21 protein-coding genes and 1 tRNA gene are annotated in these 16,552 nt (G+C 40.5%); 12 read left to right on the forward strand and 10 right to left on the reverse strand.

Annotated elements, in window-relative coordinates; genetic code table 11:
- Window positions 1-30: 30 nt before the first annotated feature.
- From ABJH98_RS13030 to ABJH98_RS13040, 3 genes are all read right to left on the reverse strand, one after another.
- Complete coding sequence (locus ABJH98_RS13030; protein ID WP_348308585.1) at window positions 31-594, reverse strand: NUDIX hydrolase; 564 nt, start codon at window positions 592-594, stop codon at window positions 31-33.
- A 55-nt stretch (window positions 595-649) separates the two neighbouring features.
- Window positions 650-1,249, reverse strand: coding sequence for a TIGR00645 family protein (locus ABJH98_RS13035; protein ID WP_348308131.1), 600 nt, complete (start codon window positions 1,247-1,249; stop codon window positions 650-652).
- 143 nt (window positions 1,250-1,392) lie between these two features.
- Complete coding sequence (locus ABJH98_RS13040; protein WP_348308132.1) at window positions 1,393-1,794, reverse strand: RDD family protein; 402 nt, start codon at window positions 1,792-1,794, stop codon at window positions 1,393-1,395.
- Between the two features lie 104 nt (window positions 1,795-1,898).
- Between ABJH98_RS13040 and ABJH98_RS13045 the strand changes: the two genes are divergently transcribed.
- Window positions 1,899-2,915, forward strand: a complete 1,017-nt coding sequence (locus tag ABJH98_RS13045) for an SRPBCC family protein (protein ID WP_348308133.1) — start codon at window positions 1,899-1,901, stop codon at window positions 2,913-2,915.
- Between the two features lie 64 nt (window positions 2,916-2,979).
- Here ABJH98_RS13045 and ABJH98_RS13050 read toward each other — a convergent pair whose 3' ends face one another.
- The 3 genes from ABJH98_RS13050 to ABJH98_RS13060 all read right to left on the reverse strand — a co-directional run bounded on the left by ABJH98_RS13050 (window position 2,980) and on the right by ABJH98_RS13060 (window position 6,442).
- A complete protein-coding gene (locus ABJH98_RS13050; RefSeq protein ID WP_348308134.1) occupies window positions 2,980-3,834 on the reverse strand; it encodes a transglutaminase-like domain-containing protein in 855 nt (284 codons plus the stop codon).
- Between the two features lie 100 nt (window positions 3,835-3,934).
- Window positions 3,935-5,563, reverse strand: coding sequence for a carboxyl transferase domain-containing protein (locus ABJH98_RS13055; RefSeq protein ID WP_348308135.1), 1,629 nt, complete (start codon window positions 5,561-5,563; stop codon window positions 3,935-3,937).
- A 78-nt stretch (window positions 5,564-5,641) separates the two neighbouring features.
- Window positions 5,642-6,442 carry a DUF4344 domain-containing metallopeptidase gene (locus ABJH98_RS13060; RefSeq protein ID WP_348308136.1) on the reverse strand — a complete coding sequence of 267 codons (801 nt, stop codon included), beginning with the start codon at window positions 6,440-6,442 and terminating at the stop codon, window positions 5,642-5,644.
- Between the two features lie 62 nt (window positions 6,443-6,504).
- Here ABJH98_RS13060 and ABJH98_RS13065 point away from each other — a divergent pair, with 62 nt between their 5' ends.
- The 8 genes from ABJH98_RS13065 (at window position 6,505) to ABJH98_RS13100 (ending at window position 12,071) form a co-directional block, all read left to right on the forward strand.
- Window positions 6,505-6,912 carry a thioesterase family protein gene (locus ABJH98_RS13065; protein WP_348308137.1) on the forward strand — a complete coding sequence of 136 codons (408 nt, stop codon included), beginning with the start codon at window positions 6,505-6,507 and terminating at the stop codon, window positions 6,910-6,912.
- Window positions 6,909-7,871: a YihY/virulence factor BrkB family protein gene (locus tag ABJH98_RS13070; protein ID WP_348308138.1), complete on the forward strand. Its 963-nt coding sequence runs from the start codon at window positions 6,909-6,911 to the stop codon at window positions 7,869-7,871. The genes ABJH98_RS13065 and ABJH98_RS13070 overlap by 4 nt, the downstream gene beginning before the upstream one ends.
- 96 nt (window positions 7,872-7,967) lie before the next feature.
- Window positions 7,968-8,333: a GIY-YIG nuclease family protein gene (locus ABJH98_RS13075; RefSeq protein ID WP_348308139.1), complete on the forward strand. Its 366-nt coding sequence runs from the start codon at window positions 7,968-7,970 to the stop codon at window positions 8,331-8,333.
- Window positions 8,334-8,339: 6 nt separating this feature from the next.
- Window positions 8,340-8,424: transfer RNA gene (locus ABJH98_RS13080), tRNA-Ser, on the forward strand.
- 436 nt (window positions 8,425-8,860) lie between these two features.
- Complete coding sequence (locus ABJH98_RS13085) at window positions 8,861-9,187, forward strand: MarR family transcriptional regulator (protein WP_348308140.1); 327 nt, start codon at window positions 8,861-8,863, stop codon at window positions 9,185-9,187.
- 1 nt (window position 9,188) lies between these two features.
- On the forward strand, window positions 9,189-10,136 hold the full coding sequence (locus ABJH98_RS13090; protein WP_348308141.1) for an ornithine cyclodeaminase family protein: 948 nt from the start codon (window positions 9,189-9,191) through the stop codon (window positions 10,134-10,136).
- A gap of 55 nt (window positions 10,137-10,191) precedes the next feature.
- Window positions 10,192-10,740, forward strand: a complete 549-nt coding sequence (locus ABJH98_RS13095) for a hypothetical protein (RefSeq protein WP_348308142.1) — start codon at window positions 10,192-10,194, stop codon at window positions 10,738-10,740.
- Window positions 10,741-10,751: 11 nt separating this feature from the next.
- The gene (locus ABJH98_RS13100) at window positions 10,752-12,071 is read left to right on the forward strand and encodes an amidohydrolase family protein (RefSeq protein ID WP_348308143.1); all 1,320 of its coding nucleotides are present in this window, start codon (window positions 10,752-10,754) and stop codon (window positions 12,069-12,071) included.
- Between the two features lie 147 nt (window positions 12,072-12,218).
- Here ABJH98_RS13100 and ABJH98_RS13105 read toward each other — a convergent pair whose 3' ends face one another.
- From ABJH98_RS13105 to ABJH98_RS13115, 3 genes are all read right to left on the reverse strand, one after another.
- Window positions 12,219-12,668 (reverse strand): SRPBCC domain-containing protein, encoded by a 450-nt coding sequence (locus ABJH98_RS13105; RefSeq protein ID WP_348308144.1) that lies wholly within the window; start codon window positions 12,666-12,668, stop codon window positions 12,219-12,221.
- Window positions 12,669-12,690: 22 nt separating this feature from the next.
- Complete coding sequence (locus tag ABJH98_RS13110) at window positions 12,691-13,032, reverse strand: YciI family protein (protein WP_348308145.1); 342 nt, start codon at window positions 13,030-13,032, stop codon at window positions 12,691-12,693.
- Window positions 13,033-13,108: 76 nt separating this feature from the next.
- Entirely contained in the window at window positions 13,109-13,924 is an 816-nt protein-coding gene (locus ABJH98_RS13115) for a sigma-70 family RNA polymerase sigma factor (RefSeq protein ID WP_348308146.1), read from the reverse strand.
- Window positions 13,925-14,258: 334 nt separating this feature from the next.
- On the opposite strand from ABJH98_RS13115, the gene ABJH98_RS13120 reads away from it, so the two are divergent.
- From ABJH98_RS13120 to ABJH98_RS13130, 3 genes are all read left to right on the forward strand, one after another.
- Window positions 14,259-15,437, forward strand: coding sequence for a helix-turn-helix domain-containing protein (locus tag ABJH98_RS13120; RefSeq protein ID WP_348308147.1), 1,179 nt, complete (start codon window positions 14,259-14,261; stop codon window positions 15,435-15,437).
- A 176-nt stretch (window positions 15,438-15,613) separates the two neighbouring features.
- Window positions 15,614-16,048: an N-acetyltransferase gene (locus tag ABJH98_RS13125; protein ID WP_348308148.1), complete on the forward strand. Its 435-nt coding sequence runs from the start codon at window positions 15,614-15,616 to the stop codon at window positions 16,046-16,048.
- Window positions 16,045-16,176 carry a hypothetical protein gene (locus tag ABJH98_RS13130; protein ID WP_348308149.1) on the forward strand — a complete coding sequence of 44 codons (132 nt, stop codon included), beginning with the start codon at window positions 16,045-16,047 and terminating at the stop codon, window positions 16,174-16,176. Before ABJH98_RS13125 ends, ABJH98_RS13130 begins: the two co-directional genes overlap by 4 nt.
- Window positions 16,177-16,352: 176 nt before the next feature.
- Here ABJH98_RS13130 and ABJH98_RS13135 read toward each other — a convergent pair whose 3' ends face one another.
- The gene (locus ABJH98_RS13135; RefSeq protein WP_348308150.1) at window positions 16,353-16,523 is read right to left on the reverse strand and encodes a hypothetical protein; all 171 of its coding nucleotides are present in this window, start codon (window positions 16,521-16,523) and stop codon (window positions 16,353-16,355) included.
- Window positions 16,524-16,552: the final 29 nt, after the last annotated feature.

A 16,552-nucleotide genomic window follows, 5' to 3' on the forward strand; every position in this document is an offset into this window, starting at 1 on the left:
TTGGGGTTAAGGACTGTTTGCAAACGCTAATCAAAGCTTTTCTTCATCAATCAGTATTTTAGTTTTTAATAATCCTGCGATACTCAAGCTATCGGTTATTTCATTTTCCATCACCAGCCTAACGGCTTCTTCCAAAGGAAGTTTTTTTATTTTCAGATCTTCTGTATCCTCAAATTCAGTTTCACCAAAAGTCAACTCACGCGCCACAAAAACATACCCCTCCTCATCTGTAGCTGAATTAGAAGTATGGATCCGAAGTATGTTTTCCCAGCTTTTGGCTGTGATACCCGTTTCTTCTTTAAGTTCCCTTTGTGCTGATTTCAAAATGCTTTCATTTATCAATCCACCACCCATCGGGATCTCCCAAGAATACTCTTCTATCGTGTAGCGATATTGGCCTACCAGCCAAGTATTTAGGTCTTCATCCAATGTAACGATTCCTAAAGCTTTGTTCTTAAAATGAACCTTTCCATAAATTCCAGGATTGCCGGATGGATTGAGCACTTGATGTTCTTCTACAGCAATCCAGGGGTTGTCATATACTTCCTTCCCTGACACTTTTTTCCATGGATTTTTTGTCTCTTCGTTTTTCATAGCCATAAAAAAAGTCCCGATAAATCGGGACTTCAATTTTTTCAGTAAGAAAATATTAAACTTCCTCTTTATGCTCTTTTTCATGATCTTCTTCCTCTTCGTCATGACCGTGACCAGCTAGACCATGAGGATAAGAATGTATGATTTTTTCAGTATATCCTAATAAGAGTGCTGAGAATATGAATACCATGTGAATCACAATTTCAATGATAATCCCTTCAGATCCAGCTTTCTCTGCTGCTTCCCTATAGTTTACAAATGTTTTCAATAATTGCACCCCAGAAATAGACGCTAGCGAGGTTGCCAATTTAATTTTAAGCATACCTGCATCCAATCCTTCCAACCACAGTGGCTTATCATCGTGCATATCTACGTCAATCTTACTAGTAAAGATCGAATATCCACCAATAGTTACCATCACCACCAGGTTCATTACCATCGAGATATCCACTAAGCTCAATAACGTAAGCATAACTTTCGACTCAATATCTCCACCAATTACTTGGTGGTACATGTGGGCTAGTTCTTGGAAGAACTTCCACATATAAAGAAATGCACCTATTATCAGGCCTCCATACATTGGGGCTTGCACCCATCTACTCCAAAATATAAATCCTTCAAAGAAATTCTCAAATCTGTCAAAAAAACTTTTCATACCTGATTAGTGCTTATGCGAATTGGTTCTATTACTGTTTGTAACAAGTCCTAAAATTAAAATTAATTTCCATACCGCACAGGGAATAGTTGACATTTTTTACTACTACTCAACTATTTATGAGATTTAGGTATGGCCTTATCCTAATTACTCCTATTTACCACATAAGTTTTGACTAAAACATCGTGAAGACCTCTTCGATCCTTTCTAAAGTAGATCATGAAAAATCCGCCAAAAAATAGCAATAAAGAGAGATATTTTGTGATAATTCTTAGTAGGGCCTGAAAAAAAGTAAGTCGTCTCCCAAGCTCGTTAACTACTAAAATGTTAGCATATTTTTTTCCAAAAGTGGCCTGCCAACCTGAGCTCTCGAAGGCTGCATGATAAACACAAACCAAGCTGAAAAGAATACCCCAAAACCAATAATCATCTTTAATCAAAAAAGAAAGCAATACGGCTGTTACAAGGAATACCAAAAAATCAATATTGAATGCAAAAAGTCGCTGCGGAAACGTGGCATATTTGGTTTGTGAAGATATATTCATGCTCAAATGTTAATCAGATGACATCTATTATCGATTCTTCGATAGGTATTGAATGGAATTGACAATTTGATTATCTTGTCTGAACAAAACTAACACACTAAACAATGAATATTTTAAAAAAGGTTTTATTAGTTCTGGCCATTTTGGTTGGACTAATTCTTGTAATTGGATTGGTAATTCCGAGTAATGTAACTTTGGAAAGATCTACTGTTATCAATGCAGAACCTTCTTCCATCTACGAAGAAGTGGCTAATCTTAAAAAAACAAACAAATGGTCTCCTTGGGATCAAATCGACCCTGATGGCACCACTTACACTTTTTCTGGCCCTGATTCAGGCGTTGGATCTAAAAAAGAATGGGAAAGCACTCATGACGAAGTCGGAACTGGCTCGCAAGAAGTCGTAGAGGCCATTCCAAATCAGAAAGTTAGAACTGAACTCTATTTCGGTGGTTTTGACGAACCATCTTATGCAGATTTTACTTTAGAGGAATCTGATGGTGGCACGCAAGTTACCTGGACATTTGAAGGAGACATGGGCAGCAATCCACTTTACAAATTGATGGGATTGATGATGGAATCTATGTTGGGCCCTACGTATGAAGAAGGACTAGCTAATCTAAAAAGCAGAGTAGAGTCTAAACCAGTATTCACCATTGAAATCAGTGAAGTTGATGCAGAACCTATCAATTATCTCGCCATAAGAGAGGTTTTTGATGTAACCCAACCTGAGTCTATAGGCCCTAGAATGGGAGAAATCTATGGCCAGTTGTTAGGCTACATCAATGCCAACGGTGTTATGGGAGCTGGTCAGCCGATGTCTGTGTATGTGGACTATAGTGAAAGCGGATGGGAAGCTGATATCGCTATTCCTGTGGCTGAAACTGGAGAAGTCTCTGACGAAAGTATTGTAGCCGGACAAACTACTGGAGGAAAGGCAGTATTAGGTGTGCATATGGGAGATTACAATCTATTAGATGACACGCACAAGCAATTGCAAGCCTACATGGAATTCAACGAATTAGAACCAAGTGGTAATGGTTATGAAATCTACGTTACTGATCCAATGATGGAAACAGACACCGCTCAATGGAGAACAGAGGTTTATTACCCTATTCAATAAACTTCTGGAAGAAGAATTATAAAGTCATGTTCATTATGAGCATGACTTTTTTTTGTAGAAATGGTTAATAACTCATCTCATCTACTGACTGAAGGAGCATTTTGATATCATCAGCTTTTTTATACTCACCTAATTTTTCAAAAGAAGAAATCAAATTTCTCAATGCTCGCGCCACTATATCCACATGGCTACATGGCTGATAGTAGATTTCGTTTCTCTCCAACTTCAGCTGATTGATGTAGTTATTGATGTCATCTGTGGTAAAGATGATACCGTTGTTGAACACATTGATATAGAACTGTGTATCCTTTGTTTTATAGGTAACAATAAACAGATTGGGTAGATTCACGCCGTAAATTGGCATTTTCAATCGCTGGGCCAAAAGCAAATACACCACACACAAACTCAGTGGATTACCCCTTTTGGATTCCAAAACCACATTGATCATACCGTTAGCCGGTGAATGGAAATTCTTGGCGTTCGGTCTGAATTTCATTTTATTAAAAAACACATCATTGAGCACTTTGATTTGCTCCATTGGAGACAAGTCTTCAGAAAATTCTCTCCAGGCATTGTGATAATACTGCTCAAACTTTCTGGTCAGAAACTTCAGATTAAGATCAGGGTATTGGTAATTCGCCACGAGCATCATGCCTTCCAGCAGATCCTCTGCTCCTGACTCTTTCCAAGCGATCAGCTTTTCACTTAAAAGGTCATATTGAAGATCATGAATGATGTCTTCAATTTTTTCCCGCACCCGTGGGATCAAGCTATTATTCATCCATTCCTTTTCCAAAAATGGGATGACATCTGTCCCGAATGAAAGGAGCTTTTCTTCTACATGCACAAGAATTTCATGATCTTCATCTTCCAATAAGGAGATCAAAGCCTTAAGTTCTTTTTCGTTTATTTTTTCCAATGTTGTTGATTCAGAAACCGAAATACCAAAATAACAAGTTGTTAAATTAATATACGAAAAAAGGCGTTTAATTCATACCGACCTGAATAGATAATTTGTTTTAGGTCTGGATCACACCTACGTTAAACGGTTTTTCGATAGGCGCATGATTGGCTGCCTCTATACCGGAAGATATAATTCTTCGAGTCTCCAATGGATCGATTACGCCATCCACCCAAAGTCTGGATGCTGCATAATATGGGCTCAGCTCTTCATTATATTTATCTGTAATCTCTGCAAGGAATTTTTTCTGATCTTCTTCTGAGACCTCCTGGCCTTTGGCCTTCATAGCCGAAACCTTGATTTGCAACAAGGTCTTTGAGGCTGAAGCCCCACTCATTACAGCCAATTTCGAAGTTGGCCAAGCATAAATTAATCTTGGGTCGTAAGCTTTACCACACATGGCATAGTTGCCTGCACCGTAAGAGTTTCCAAGGATGAAGGTGAATTTTGGTACAACAGAATTAGCCATGGCATTCACCATTTTAGCACCGTCTTTGATGATACCACCATGCTCAGACTTGCTACCTACCATAAATCCACTCACATCATGTAAAAAAACCAATGGTATTTTTCGCTGGTTGCAATTCATGATGAAACGTGCTGACTTATCTGCTGAATCTGAATAGATCACTCCACCCATCTGCATTTCACCTTTTTTAGTTTTCACTACGGTTCTTTGATTGGCCACAATACCCACTGCCCAGCCATCAATTCTCCCATACCCACAAACAATAGATTGACCATAATCGGCCTTATATTCATCAAATCCGGAATCATCCGTCATGCGTTTGATGATCTCGCGCATTTCATAAGGCTTCACGCGATCTACTGGCAGCAAACCATAGATCTCTTTTTCATCCAGCTTAGGTTTTTTGGGCGCTTCACGGTTGAATCCTGCTTTATCGAAATCTCCAATTTTGTCAAATATTTTCTTAATGGCATCTAAGCACTCCTGGTCACTGTCGTATTTGTTATCTGTGACACCTGAAATTTCACAATGAGTAGTCGCCCCTCCTAACGTTTCATTATCAATGGTTTCACCAATAGCCGCCTTCACCAAATAACTTCCAGCCAAAAAGATCGAACCTGTTTTATCTACGATCATGGCTTCGTCTGACATGATGGGCAGATAAGCACCTCCAGCCACACAACTTCCCATGATGGCAGCTACTTGTACGATTCCCATAGAGGACATCTTGGCGTTGTTTCTAAACTGACGGCCAAAATGCTCTTTATCTGGGAAAATTTCGTTTTGCATCGGTAAATAAACCCCAGCACTATCCACCAAATAGATGATCGGCAATCGGTTTTCCATTGCAATTTCTTGTGCGCGTAGGTTTTTCTTAGCTGTGATTGGAAACCAAGCACCAGCTTTCACAGTGGCGTCGTTAGCTACGACTACACACTGCCTGCCTTGCACGTGACCGATGCCCATGACCACACCTCCCGAAGGACAGCCACCTTGTTCGGCATACATGCCTTCTCCTACAAAAGCTCCTACTTCAACAAAATCCTTTGGGTCATCGATCAAATAATCAATTCGCTCTCTAGCCGTCAGTTTTCCTTTAGCATGCTGTGCTTCTATTTTCTTTTCTCCTCCTCCAAGCTTTACTTTTTTAAGTTTATGCTTGAGTTCAGAGATTAACTGCTTGTATGCGTCTTCGTTTTTGTTGAATTCCAGGTTCATAGGGTATGTTGTTTCCAACAAAAATAGAAAAACAAAGGATTTAGGAGCAGGCTATCTATGTTTTTAAATAGCTGACAGTCAATAATTAAAAAAATCCGACCGCGTGTGATTCCGAAGATTTTCTTCCCAAAAGGCACTTCTTCCCAAATAATATTCGTGCGCTGACTGGTCTAACCACACCAATTGATCGACTTCAGTTTTTAACTTAGCATAAGATTTTTGGGCAAAACCATAAAGCAAAACAATCATTTTTTGATATCTCAATTCATCTGAAGGATGGGATTCATAATTTTTGCCCTGCATGCGCTCCGATTTACTCTTGTAATGCAAAGCACTAATCATGACAATGCCTTTCCAGTAATCCTCTTCTCTCCAAAGCATTGACAAAATCGCGAACTCATCAGCAAGCATCTCCAAGCTTTTGACATTTCTACCCTCACACATCCCATACTGATCCATGAGTGCATGCCCTATCTCATGCCAAAAGGTGAACATGACATTTTGAAATACACGACGTTCATAAGCTTCATCAGAGTTCGTGTTTTCTGGATAGTCATTTATTTTCTGATACAGAGATTCATAACAAATGACAATTTGCTTGGCGTCTGGAGTATAACTAGAGTTTAATGCATCACAAGTCGTCACCATGACCTCAATCTTGTCTGGCCAACGATATACACTTTTCAAATAGTCAGTAGATTCACCATAGATGGAGTTATGATTGGATTTTAAGGCACGAAAAATTTCAAGATACCGGTCTGAATTTGGTCGTTTATACTTTATAGATAATTTTGAAGCCTGAGTGGCACCATAAAGTCCAAAAAAGAATAGCGTGAAAAGCCAAGGTCTTATCAAAATATTTACTATCAAATTGTACATCTTTGTATAAGAAAAATACAATATATTTCAGAATCCATTGCATGTTAATTTCAAAAATCTAAATGTTTGAAGCCCAAACCAAAACCAGAGTTAGATACTCAGAGACTGATCAAATGAAATATGTGTACTATGGCAACTACGCCATGTATTACGAAATTGGCAGAGTAGAGACCCTTCGTCAACTTGGGTTTTCTTACAACGAAATGGAAAAAAGCGGCATCATGATGCCTGTCATCAACATGAACACCAACTACTTGCTTCCTGGTAAGTATGATGAATTGTTAACTATAAAAGTAAAAATTCCTACCTTCCCGAAGGCAAAGATCATTTTTGAATATGAAATATTTAATGAGCAAAATCAGCTCATTAATACTGGAGAGACTACATTAGTTTTTATTAATATGGCAAGTAACAGGCCTTGTAGAGTTCCAGAACAACTAGTTAAGTTTTTGAAGCCCTATTTCGCATGAAAAGAAAAAACCTTCATAAACATTTGTTGTATTACCAATGGTACCTTAATCTCATAAGGAGGCTTAAGTCAATCAAACTAAACAAAAGGCAAACCACACTTTACAATACGCTGGATTTGTTTTTTGAGAATACCAGCAAGCATGGTTTGATCAATAAGGCTAATGGTGTAGCTTTTAGTTTTACACTTGCTATTTTTCCTTCCATCATTTTCATTTTTACACTGATTCCATATATCCATTCTGTCATTCCCCATATTGATACAGAAAGTATCATGAATTTTTTGGGGACGGTGATGCCAGAAGCTATGTATGAAGCTGCCGATGGTACCATCCACGACATTATCAGCAACAAACGACAAGGATTGCTTTCTTTTGGTGCGCTTCTGGCGCTAATTCTAGCCACGAATGGCATGCATAGTCTCATGGCTACATTCAACAGCATTTACAAAACAAATGACAAGAGAGGATTTTTCAGAACCAGAATCATAGCCACAGGCCTGACGCTAGTCTTATCTTCTGTCCTCTTCTTTTCCATTATCCTAATGGTGATAGGAAAATTGGTATTGAATTACCTATCGGCTGAGGGTTTAATCACACAGGATTACATCATCTACCTACTTACGGCATTAAAATACTGCGTCATTATCATTGCCTTTTTCATTGCTATATCCATGATCTATTATTTTGCACCAGCGATACATGATCGATGGACTTTCTTTTCTACAGGTGCTGTATTCTCGGCAGTAGCTTGTGTCGCTACTTCGTATGCTTTTTCATTTTACATTAACAATTTTTCTAACTACAACAAGTTCTACGGCTCACTCGGAATGCTCATTGCTTTGATGGTATGGCTGTATCTGCTATCACTTATATTGCTCGTAGGATTTGAATACAATGCCAGTGTGGATCGTGCAGTAGTATCCGACAAAATCGAGACAACTACATCTATTTTTGACTGATTGAAAATATTTTTCAGTCCACCCTTGTCAAAAAAAATTATTATTCTACATTTGCACTCCCATTCAAAGGAATGGAAATAAAAACGACCTAGAGAAGTGGCAGAGTGGTCGAATGCACTGGTCTTGCCACGTAGTGATCCCTTCGGGAAAAACCAGCGTGCCGCCCCAAGGGGATTGCCATGCAACAAGATACTGGGGGTTCGAATAAAGGAAAGAAAAATGTTCTTTACCTATATATTGAAAAGTGAAATTGACGGTAGTTATTATTACGGTCATACCAAAAATATTGATTTGCGACTTAGAAGGCATAATGCTGGAAGGGTTAGATCAACAAAAGCAAAAAGGCCATGGGTTCTACACTATCAAGAGGTGTTTGAATCTAAGTCTGAAGCTTATCGTCGAGAGATATTTTTTAAATCAATCGATGGATACAATTTTCTCAAAAGTGAGAAAATCACATAACGACCTAGAGAAGTGGCAGAGTGGTCGAATGCACTGGTCTTGAAAACCAGCGTGCCGCAAGGTACCGGGGGTTCGAATCCCTCCTTCTCTGCAAAGGCCTTACACGAAAGTGTGAGGCTTTTTTTATGATCAAAATTTGGCACAATGTGCCGCAAGGCACTGGGGGCCGAGGGTCGGTCCCATCGATCCCTCCTTCTCTGCAAAGGCCTTACACGAAAGTGTGAGGCTTTTTTTATGATCAAAATTTGGCGCAATGTGCCACAAGGCACCGGGGGCCGAGGGTCGGTCCTATCGATCCCTCCTTCTCTGCAAGACTAAAGCCTCGTACGATGTACGGGACTTTTTGCATTTACAGCCCATTAAGATTAATTCCCAAGTCATTTATTAGTTGTATATTACAACTAATAAATCCTTAAACTATCAAACAAGAACAATACAATTCATCGTCTCGGTTGGTCAGTGTAACCTCGCGCCTTTTAGCCAGTCGATTAGAGACCGCGCTCACACGGCCAAGCCTAAACATTACCGTGGAGCAATGGCGCATATTATTCTACTTGTGGAATGAAGATGGCATCAACCAACAAGAGCTGGCCAAACGAGCGAGCAAAGAAAAGAGTACCATCACTCGGCAAATAGATGGGTTAATCAAAAAGGGGCTCGTCGTCAAGCAAAAACATGGCTCAGACAAAAGAGACAAACTCATCTTCCTTACGGAAAATGGGAAAAACATTGAAAACGAAGCACTAACCGCAGCATCGGACATCACCCACGATGCCGAAAAAGGGATTGAAAAAGACGAATTACTGATCTTTAAGAAAGTACTGAAGCAAATCATAGCCAACGTAAGACCCTAGTATGACTGATTTTTATTCATCGGAACAAATCGCTCAGCTGCTCTCCATGAACGGGTGCATAGCGGCTATGAAAGAATTGTTTGCTATGGACAAAGAAGGATTGATCAACCCCTTACGATCCAAAATGATATTACCAGAGCAGCCCGTAGGCATATTAGGCATGATGCCGGCCTACATCCGCACCTATCAAATCATGGGCATCAAAGTGTTGAGTGTGTTTCCAGAAAACTATAAGCAAGGTCTAAGCTCGCATCAAGGCATCTTGCATCTTTTTGAAACAAAAACTGGGAAGTTGCTGGCTAGCTTCGATGCGGATATGATCACGGCTATCAGAACAGCGGCCGTCAGTGCACTGATGACCGATTTATTAGCCACAGAAAATGCCACCAACTTATGCCTGCTAGGTAGCGGAAAGCAAGCGGAAATGCACCTGGAAGCTATCTGTGAAGTAAGAGCGATTCAAAACGTGACGATCTGGAGTCAAAACGAATCCCGCGCTGCGGCTTTCTGCGATAAAGTCAGCTCGAAATACAAGAACATTAAATTTACAGTTTATGAAAGCGTTGAAGACGCCACAGCAGCCGCAGATATTATCTGCACTGTCACTGCTGCCCGCCAGCCCATTTTGCAAGACCAATCCTTGAAAGAAAGGGTGCACATCAATGCCGTAGGTGCTTGTACACCGGATGCCAGAGAGCTTGCCTCAGAAGTCGTTTTGCAAGCGGATGTATTTGTAGATAATTATCTCGCCGCTACGCAAGAAGCGGGTGATTTGATCATTCCAGCCACAGAAGAAGATTTGGCGGTAGAGACACTGATCCAAGCAGACATTCATGAGTTATTGAAAGACAAGTCTTTAATAAAAGCATCGAAACGCACTGTTTTCAAATCAGTGGGCGTGGCCATCGAAGACTTAGCAGCAGCCCATTATTGTATGAATAAAACTTAACCAAGAGATTATTTTTTAAAACTACGGTTGCCATGTATCACCTAAAAAGACAATCATGATAGAAGCCTATTTAGATTTTGTGAAAAACTACCCCTTGCTGTCCAGTGCCGTACAGATCGGCATACTTGGCACATTGGGCGAACTCCTTGCTGTGCGTATTCGAATGAAAAAGTGGTATTTCTTCGGTCCTGGGCCATGGAAACTCATTTTGAAAGCGCTGATTTGGGCATTTCTTGGCATTACTTTCAAATATGCCTTCACAGGATTCTTCGCTTATATGGATGTCATAATCCTGAAAGGATGGTGGTTCAACTTGGCCAAAGGTTCTTTCCTCTACGCGCTTTCGGTCTCTTTTTTTGCCAATATCATCTACGGCCCTGTCTTCGTTACTTTTCACCGATTTACGGACAACAAGATAGAAGGCAAAGAGATGGACTGGGCGAGTCTTCAAAAAGCCTGGTGGTCGCTGGTCTGGTTTTGGATCCCTGCGATGACGACGGTATTCATACTTCCGCCGCACTTGCGCATCGGGCTTTTATCCCTCTGGAATATTGTACTAGGTGCCATGCTGGGCTACTTCGCAGTAAAATCTCAAAAAAACTAAATGCATTCCTCATGAAAACCTTTATTCTTCATTTACTTCTGATTTCCGTCCTTAGCTTTTCAGCTGTTGGTCAAACCGACTCTACGTCCAGTTATATTGTTTTAAAAAATGCAACCATCATTGATGCAATTTCTGATTTTGGAAAAAAGGGCACCCTCCTTATCCAGGAAGACAAAATAGCGGCTATCGACTACAGCCATTCACTAACCCTTCCCAAAGGAGCTATCACTTATGACCTTGAGGGAAAGTTTATCATTCCTGGTTTAATAGACGCTCACGTTCACATCACCCATGGCACATTAAAGGAAGCCCAAGCGCATTTGCAAACTGCGGTGCAGCAAGGGATTACCGGCGTAAGAGACATGGGAGGTGATGGCAGAATGCTCACTCTTTTGCAGAAAAACATGAAGATTGGAGAGGATGTGGGGCCAGACGTCTTCTTTTCTACTATCATCGCGGGGCCAGAGTTTTTTGAACAAGATCCAAGACCGCAAGAAGTGGCCAAAGGGGCCAAAGCAGGGGAAGTATCCTGGCTGCGGGCCATTACGTCTGAATCAGATTTGAGACAAGTAGTGGCTGAAGCCAAAGGAATGGGTGCAACGGCCATAAAAGTATATCTAAACGTAGACAAAGACTTGTTTAAACAGGTATCGGATGAAGCCAAAAGACAAGGCTTAAAAGTGTGGTCACATGGGGTCGTACCGCCTACGAAAGCCATGGACATTACCAACGGTGGGGCTGATGTGATGTCACATGCCGGACACCTCGTCCAATACGAATTTGTAAAAGGAGATATCAGAGGGAGGCATTCCTTCGAAAGCCAAGAAGAACTCCAAGCTTATCGGAAAAAACTAAATGATATTGCCTGGGATGAAAACACCAAAGAGGTGAAACAATTATTCACTGCGATGAATAAAAACAATAGCATTTTAGATGCTACTTTATTCATCTACACCTTTGGATTAGATGACGCCGGAGAGGGTGAGGAAATTGATTCGACAAAATACCTGGTTGGAATGAAAACGGTAAAAACCGCCTACCAATACAGTGTAAAAATTGGCGCTGGCTCGGACCACATGATCTCTGAAGATGGCACCATCAACCTTCACAAAGAACTGGAATTATTGACTACGGTTGGCCTAACAAACATTGACGCGTTGAGGGCCGCTACCATTGTGAATGCAGAAGGACTAGGAGAAGAAAAAAACATCGGCACCATAGAAAAAGGCAAACTAGCCAATCTGGTCGTTTTGAATAACAATCCTTTGGAAGACATCAGCCATACCAAAAACATTAAATATGTATTCAAAAGAGGTAAGCAGATAGAGTGACAGGGTAGGTCTGGACACACACTTCAAATGCTAAACCAAGTTCCAGTCGTAGTTGGATATGGGACCGAACTGGAGAGATCGATTTAAGGAAAAGCGGTTTGGAATCAATCCCAAACCGCTACTATTTATCTAGTATTCGGTAACGTTTTATTCTACCAAATTAGGCACTCCTTTTCCTGTTTCTAAAAACTGCTTTAGACTTGTAGCGATAAAATGAGTCCATCCTGCATCGCATATTTCGTAGCAGTTCAACTCTGGCGTAAGCCCTTGGTGCTCAAAATTCAATTCAATCTTATCCTCATTCAAATCTTTAAACTTGAACACTATTTCGCTATCCAACCATTCTTCTTCAATGTCTTTGAGATTAGAAAAATGGTGGTTGGCATAGATACATTTCCAATGCACTTCATTGAATGGATCTAAAACGGTCGCTTCAAAACGCCACTCCGTTTCTTCTTCAAAAAAGATAGAAAACTGGTCGCCTATTTTTGAGATGGTCGCATGGCTATTGCCCCACCAGTTTCTGATGCCACTAGTCACCGCTTCATACGCCTGCTCTTTAGTTGCTCGTACTATAATTGTCTTTTTAAAATTCATCTTATTTAATTCTTTGTGGGTGCTACATCATTTCCAATATCTCTCTGATCTCCAATTGCCAGCTGGCATCCTCGAAACGAGGATCATTTTTTAAAGTCGCAATCAGTGTCTCTAGATCATTTGCTTGAAGTGTATAAAACCCAGCAATGTTTGCTTGATCAATCGCCTCTACAGTTAGTGTGGCTTTGTTACCAGAAAGAATAGTCCCGAAGGGCTGTAAGGGTTGTGCATCCAGCAAAAGCCCATTTTCTTTTAACTCACCCAAATAAGCCCCTACTTTCTGCATGTGCTTTTGTTGTGATTCTTCTGGAAGGTTGAAAATTGATTCCCCTTGAGGGTAAATGAATACCATAAATTTTTTCATTTTTCACGTTTTTAAGTTTGTACTATTTATCCTTTAGACTTCAGTACAATCAAAAACGGTTGTGAAAAATGAAATTTTATAAATCTTTACACTCCTTCTCTACTTTCGGGTAGGTTTTTCCGTTGGCACGATCGGTTTGATTCAATAAGAAATCGTGGAGTTGAAAGTTGCTGCTTTGCAAAGGGTCAATGCCTTTGATCAAGGCAGTTCTCATCTGGTATAGCTTGGTGGCGTTGGCTTGTTCTTTTGCTTTTACCAATTCTAGTGCTGTGATTTTTCTTTGGGTTTCGGCTTTAGAATTTCCGGTATTGCTGAGTTCAGAACATTTCCAGCATGCGCCTGTTTTATGAATCAAGGTGCAATCTTCATCAAACACCTGTTTCATGGTTTTTCGTGAGGTGAAGAGCATATGTTTGACGCTGCCCATGGTTTTGTTTAATACCTCTGCAATTTCATTCACCTTAAAATCATAGATATCTGCCATCATGATGGCAATGTGCCGCTCCAGTGGTAGATATTTCATGACACAGGTAAAACAATAATCAATGTGATTCTTAATTTCAAAGTCATCCTTAAAATACACCTCCATGACTTCTTGCTGCAATTCTGGCTCATTTTTGATGGATTGACTACAGTTGTCTTGCGCATTTCTCGTCCATCTTTTTTGGGCTTTAAAATGGTCTTTGATCAGATTACTAGCGATGGCAAACAGCCAAGTTTTGAAGGAAGATTTTTCTTGAAAAGAATGAATGTTTTTATAGGCCCTGATAAAAATTTCCTGACTTAAATCCTCCACATCTTCTGTGTTAGTCACCAACCGATAGATGAATGATTTCAATTTAGGCTGGTGCTCTTTAAACAAATGTTCAAACTCAGCGTCGGTAATTTTCATTGATTCGTTTTAATTATGCCTTGCGCCGCTGCATTATTTGTGGCGCTTGATTGGGTTTAAGTTTCGGCTACAAGATAGCCAAATCTTTGATTTGAGTAGGAACGTAACTTCTACCCTTTTTGATCTTACAAAAGAGTTGAGTAAACGCCAAATGGGTGTCACGCGTTACACCGAAAATGGCTAAACGCGCCATTGGGAATGCATAAAGATCCAGCGAGTACAACGAGCTGTGGCTTTTGTTTTGGGTCTCCCACCTCACTGCATTGGCGAAGCCAATCAATAAAAGTTGAACAGTGCAGAGTCGTCGGGCATACGCTACAACCAGGCATTCTGCATGAAGTACTATATAATTGTGCTTATGATTGTAGTGAACATCGTAGGAGCCAGTGTGTTGTGCATTATGCTTTTGTTCGTAATTACGAAGAAAGGTAAAAATACCAACGACTATTGGCTGATTGCGGTGATTGGTTTGCTTGCCTCCTATTTTGTGATCGATCTTTGGATTCGGCAGGGCCTGACTCATACCAATCTGATTATTCGAAGCTTACTCACGCCTTACCTCTTTGCTTCCTTCCTGACTTATGCCGCTTTGTTATTAGATGAAGGCCATCAGCTGAGAAAAGAATGGTGGTGGTTTGGTCTGTATGCAGTCATTTGGAACATTTTCCTATTGACAGATTTCTGCCTATCGGATTATACGCTGGTCGACCTGAACGAGATCTATAACACGCCGCCTGTTCCCTATAAAATATTTTTACTCGCACATGACGTCTTCAATGTCGGTGCATTGTTTTGGCTTTTATCAAAAACCAAGGCCTATGATCATACCCTTAAAAACAACTACTCTGACATCGCACAAGTTAATCTCCTGTGGCTCAAAAACTTCATTTGGATTTATCTTATCCTTAAGTTCACAGCATTTATCGCCTGGGGTGCTTTGAGTCTGGAAATAGCCACAAGCATCGAAGATATCCGACCGATTTTTAATGTTTGGTTTGTGATCCTCATGGTCTACCTGAGCTATCACGGTATCCGGCAGTATGCCGTGGCTGAGTTTTTTGATTATGATCCGGTAAACAGGTCTGTGGTTCTGAAATCAGATAAACCAGGTCAAAAGTATCAATCCTCCACACTCAGCGATGAGGATCTGAACCAATTACAAACTCAAATCAATCGGTTGTTCGAAGATGAATCGCTCCATCTCAATGCTGAGTTGAAGGTGCACCATCTCGCCGAAAAGCTAGAAGTCACTACACACAAAATTTCTCAAACGCTGAATAGCAAAGCTGGAATCACCTTTTATGATTATGTGAATCAATACCGCGTGGAACATTTCAAAAAACTGCTGACTGACCCTAAAAAACAAAACTTCACCATTCTTGGATTAGGCTTTGATAGCGGTTTCAATTCAAAGGCCTCCATGAATAGGATATTCAAGCAACTCACTGGCCTCACGCCAAAAGAATACAAGTCTCAGTTCTCCGCTTCTAAAGAAAAAGCAACAAAGGGTTAATACACAATCTACGCTTTTACACTTCCAAACACCTTTTACAGGCATTAGAAAAATGATGTCTCATATCATCGCATGAGTCGATTGGGGCTCATAGGGTCTGCATTTTTGCTTTCGTAATCAATGAATGGATGCATCGAAAAGTCTATTCCATTCACAAAAACACAAAATATAAAGCAATGATTAGAGCATATAAAACAACAGATACTGATTCCATCGTCAACGTATGGTTTCAATCCTCCTCCCTTGCCCATCCCTTTTTGGAGTCGGACTTTATGGAGCATGAAAAAAAGAAAGTACGGGAAATCTATTTACCCAATACAGTGACTTGGGTAGTCTCTTCGGGTGATGAGCTGGAAGGCTTTATTAGCATGATTGGCAATGAGGTAGGCGCCATATTTGTCCATCCGGATAAACATGGACAAGGCCTCGGCAAACAACTGATGGATCATGTGAGCGAAAGCCATCCTGAACTCGAAGTAGAAGTGTTCAAAGAAAATAAAATTGGGCGAGCCTTTTACGACCGGTACGGATTTGAACCCATCGCTGAGTCGGTGCATGAACCCACCAATCAAAAACTCATTAGAATGAAATTCAAAAAACAACAAACATGAAAAAGGTGATCATATATATCATAGGCGTCGTAGCCGCCATCATCATATCCATAGGTATTTATGGTGGTTCGCAATCCAAACACGTGTCAGCACAGAGCTTCATCAACGTCCCTACCAATCAGGAATAGTAATTGTGGTCTAAGTTTAACAACGTGCGTGATTTGTACCTTTCGTGTACGAAGCGCATGCTGTAGGTGACATTACTGAGGGCCTGGAACAAACCCTACGACGAAATATCCAGCCGGATGTATATGTGGTGGAAAAATCTCGGTCTGAATACCCGATAAGGCCTTCGCTCTGAAGGTCAATCCTTCTTGAGGGACTGCTCCATACGCTCCATTCGATCGGAGAGTTCTTGCAGTTTGTTCAATATCAGGATGTGGGTCTTTTTGGCATCTATGCCTACAGGACTTTCACTGCTATGAATCACCTTGGCAATTTCTTCATAAGTCTCTGAATCAATATCAAATTTCATATTTTATGGATTTTGTGTTCTAGTGTATT

The sequence above is a fragment of the Reichenbachiella sp. genome (genome assembly GCF_039969095.1).
GTDB lineage: Bacteria > Bacteroidota > Bacteroidia > Cytophagales > Cyclobacteriaceae > Reichenbachiella.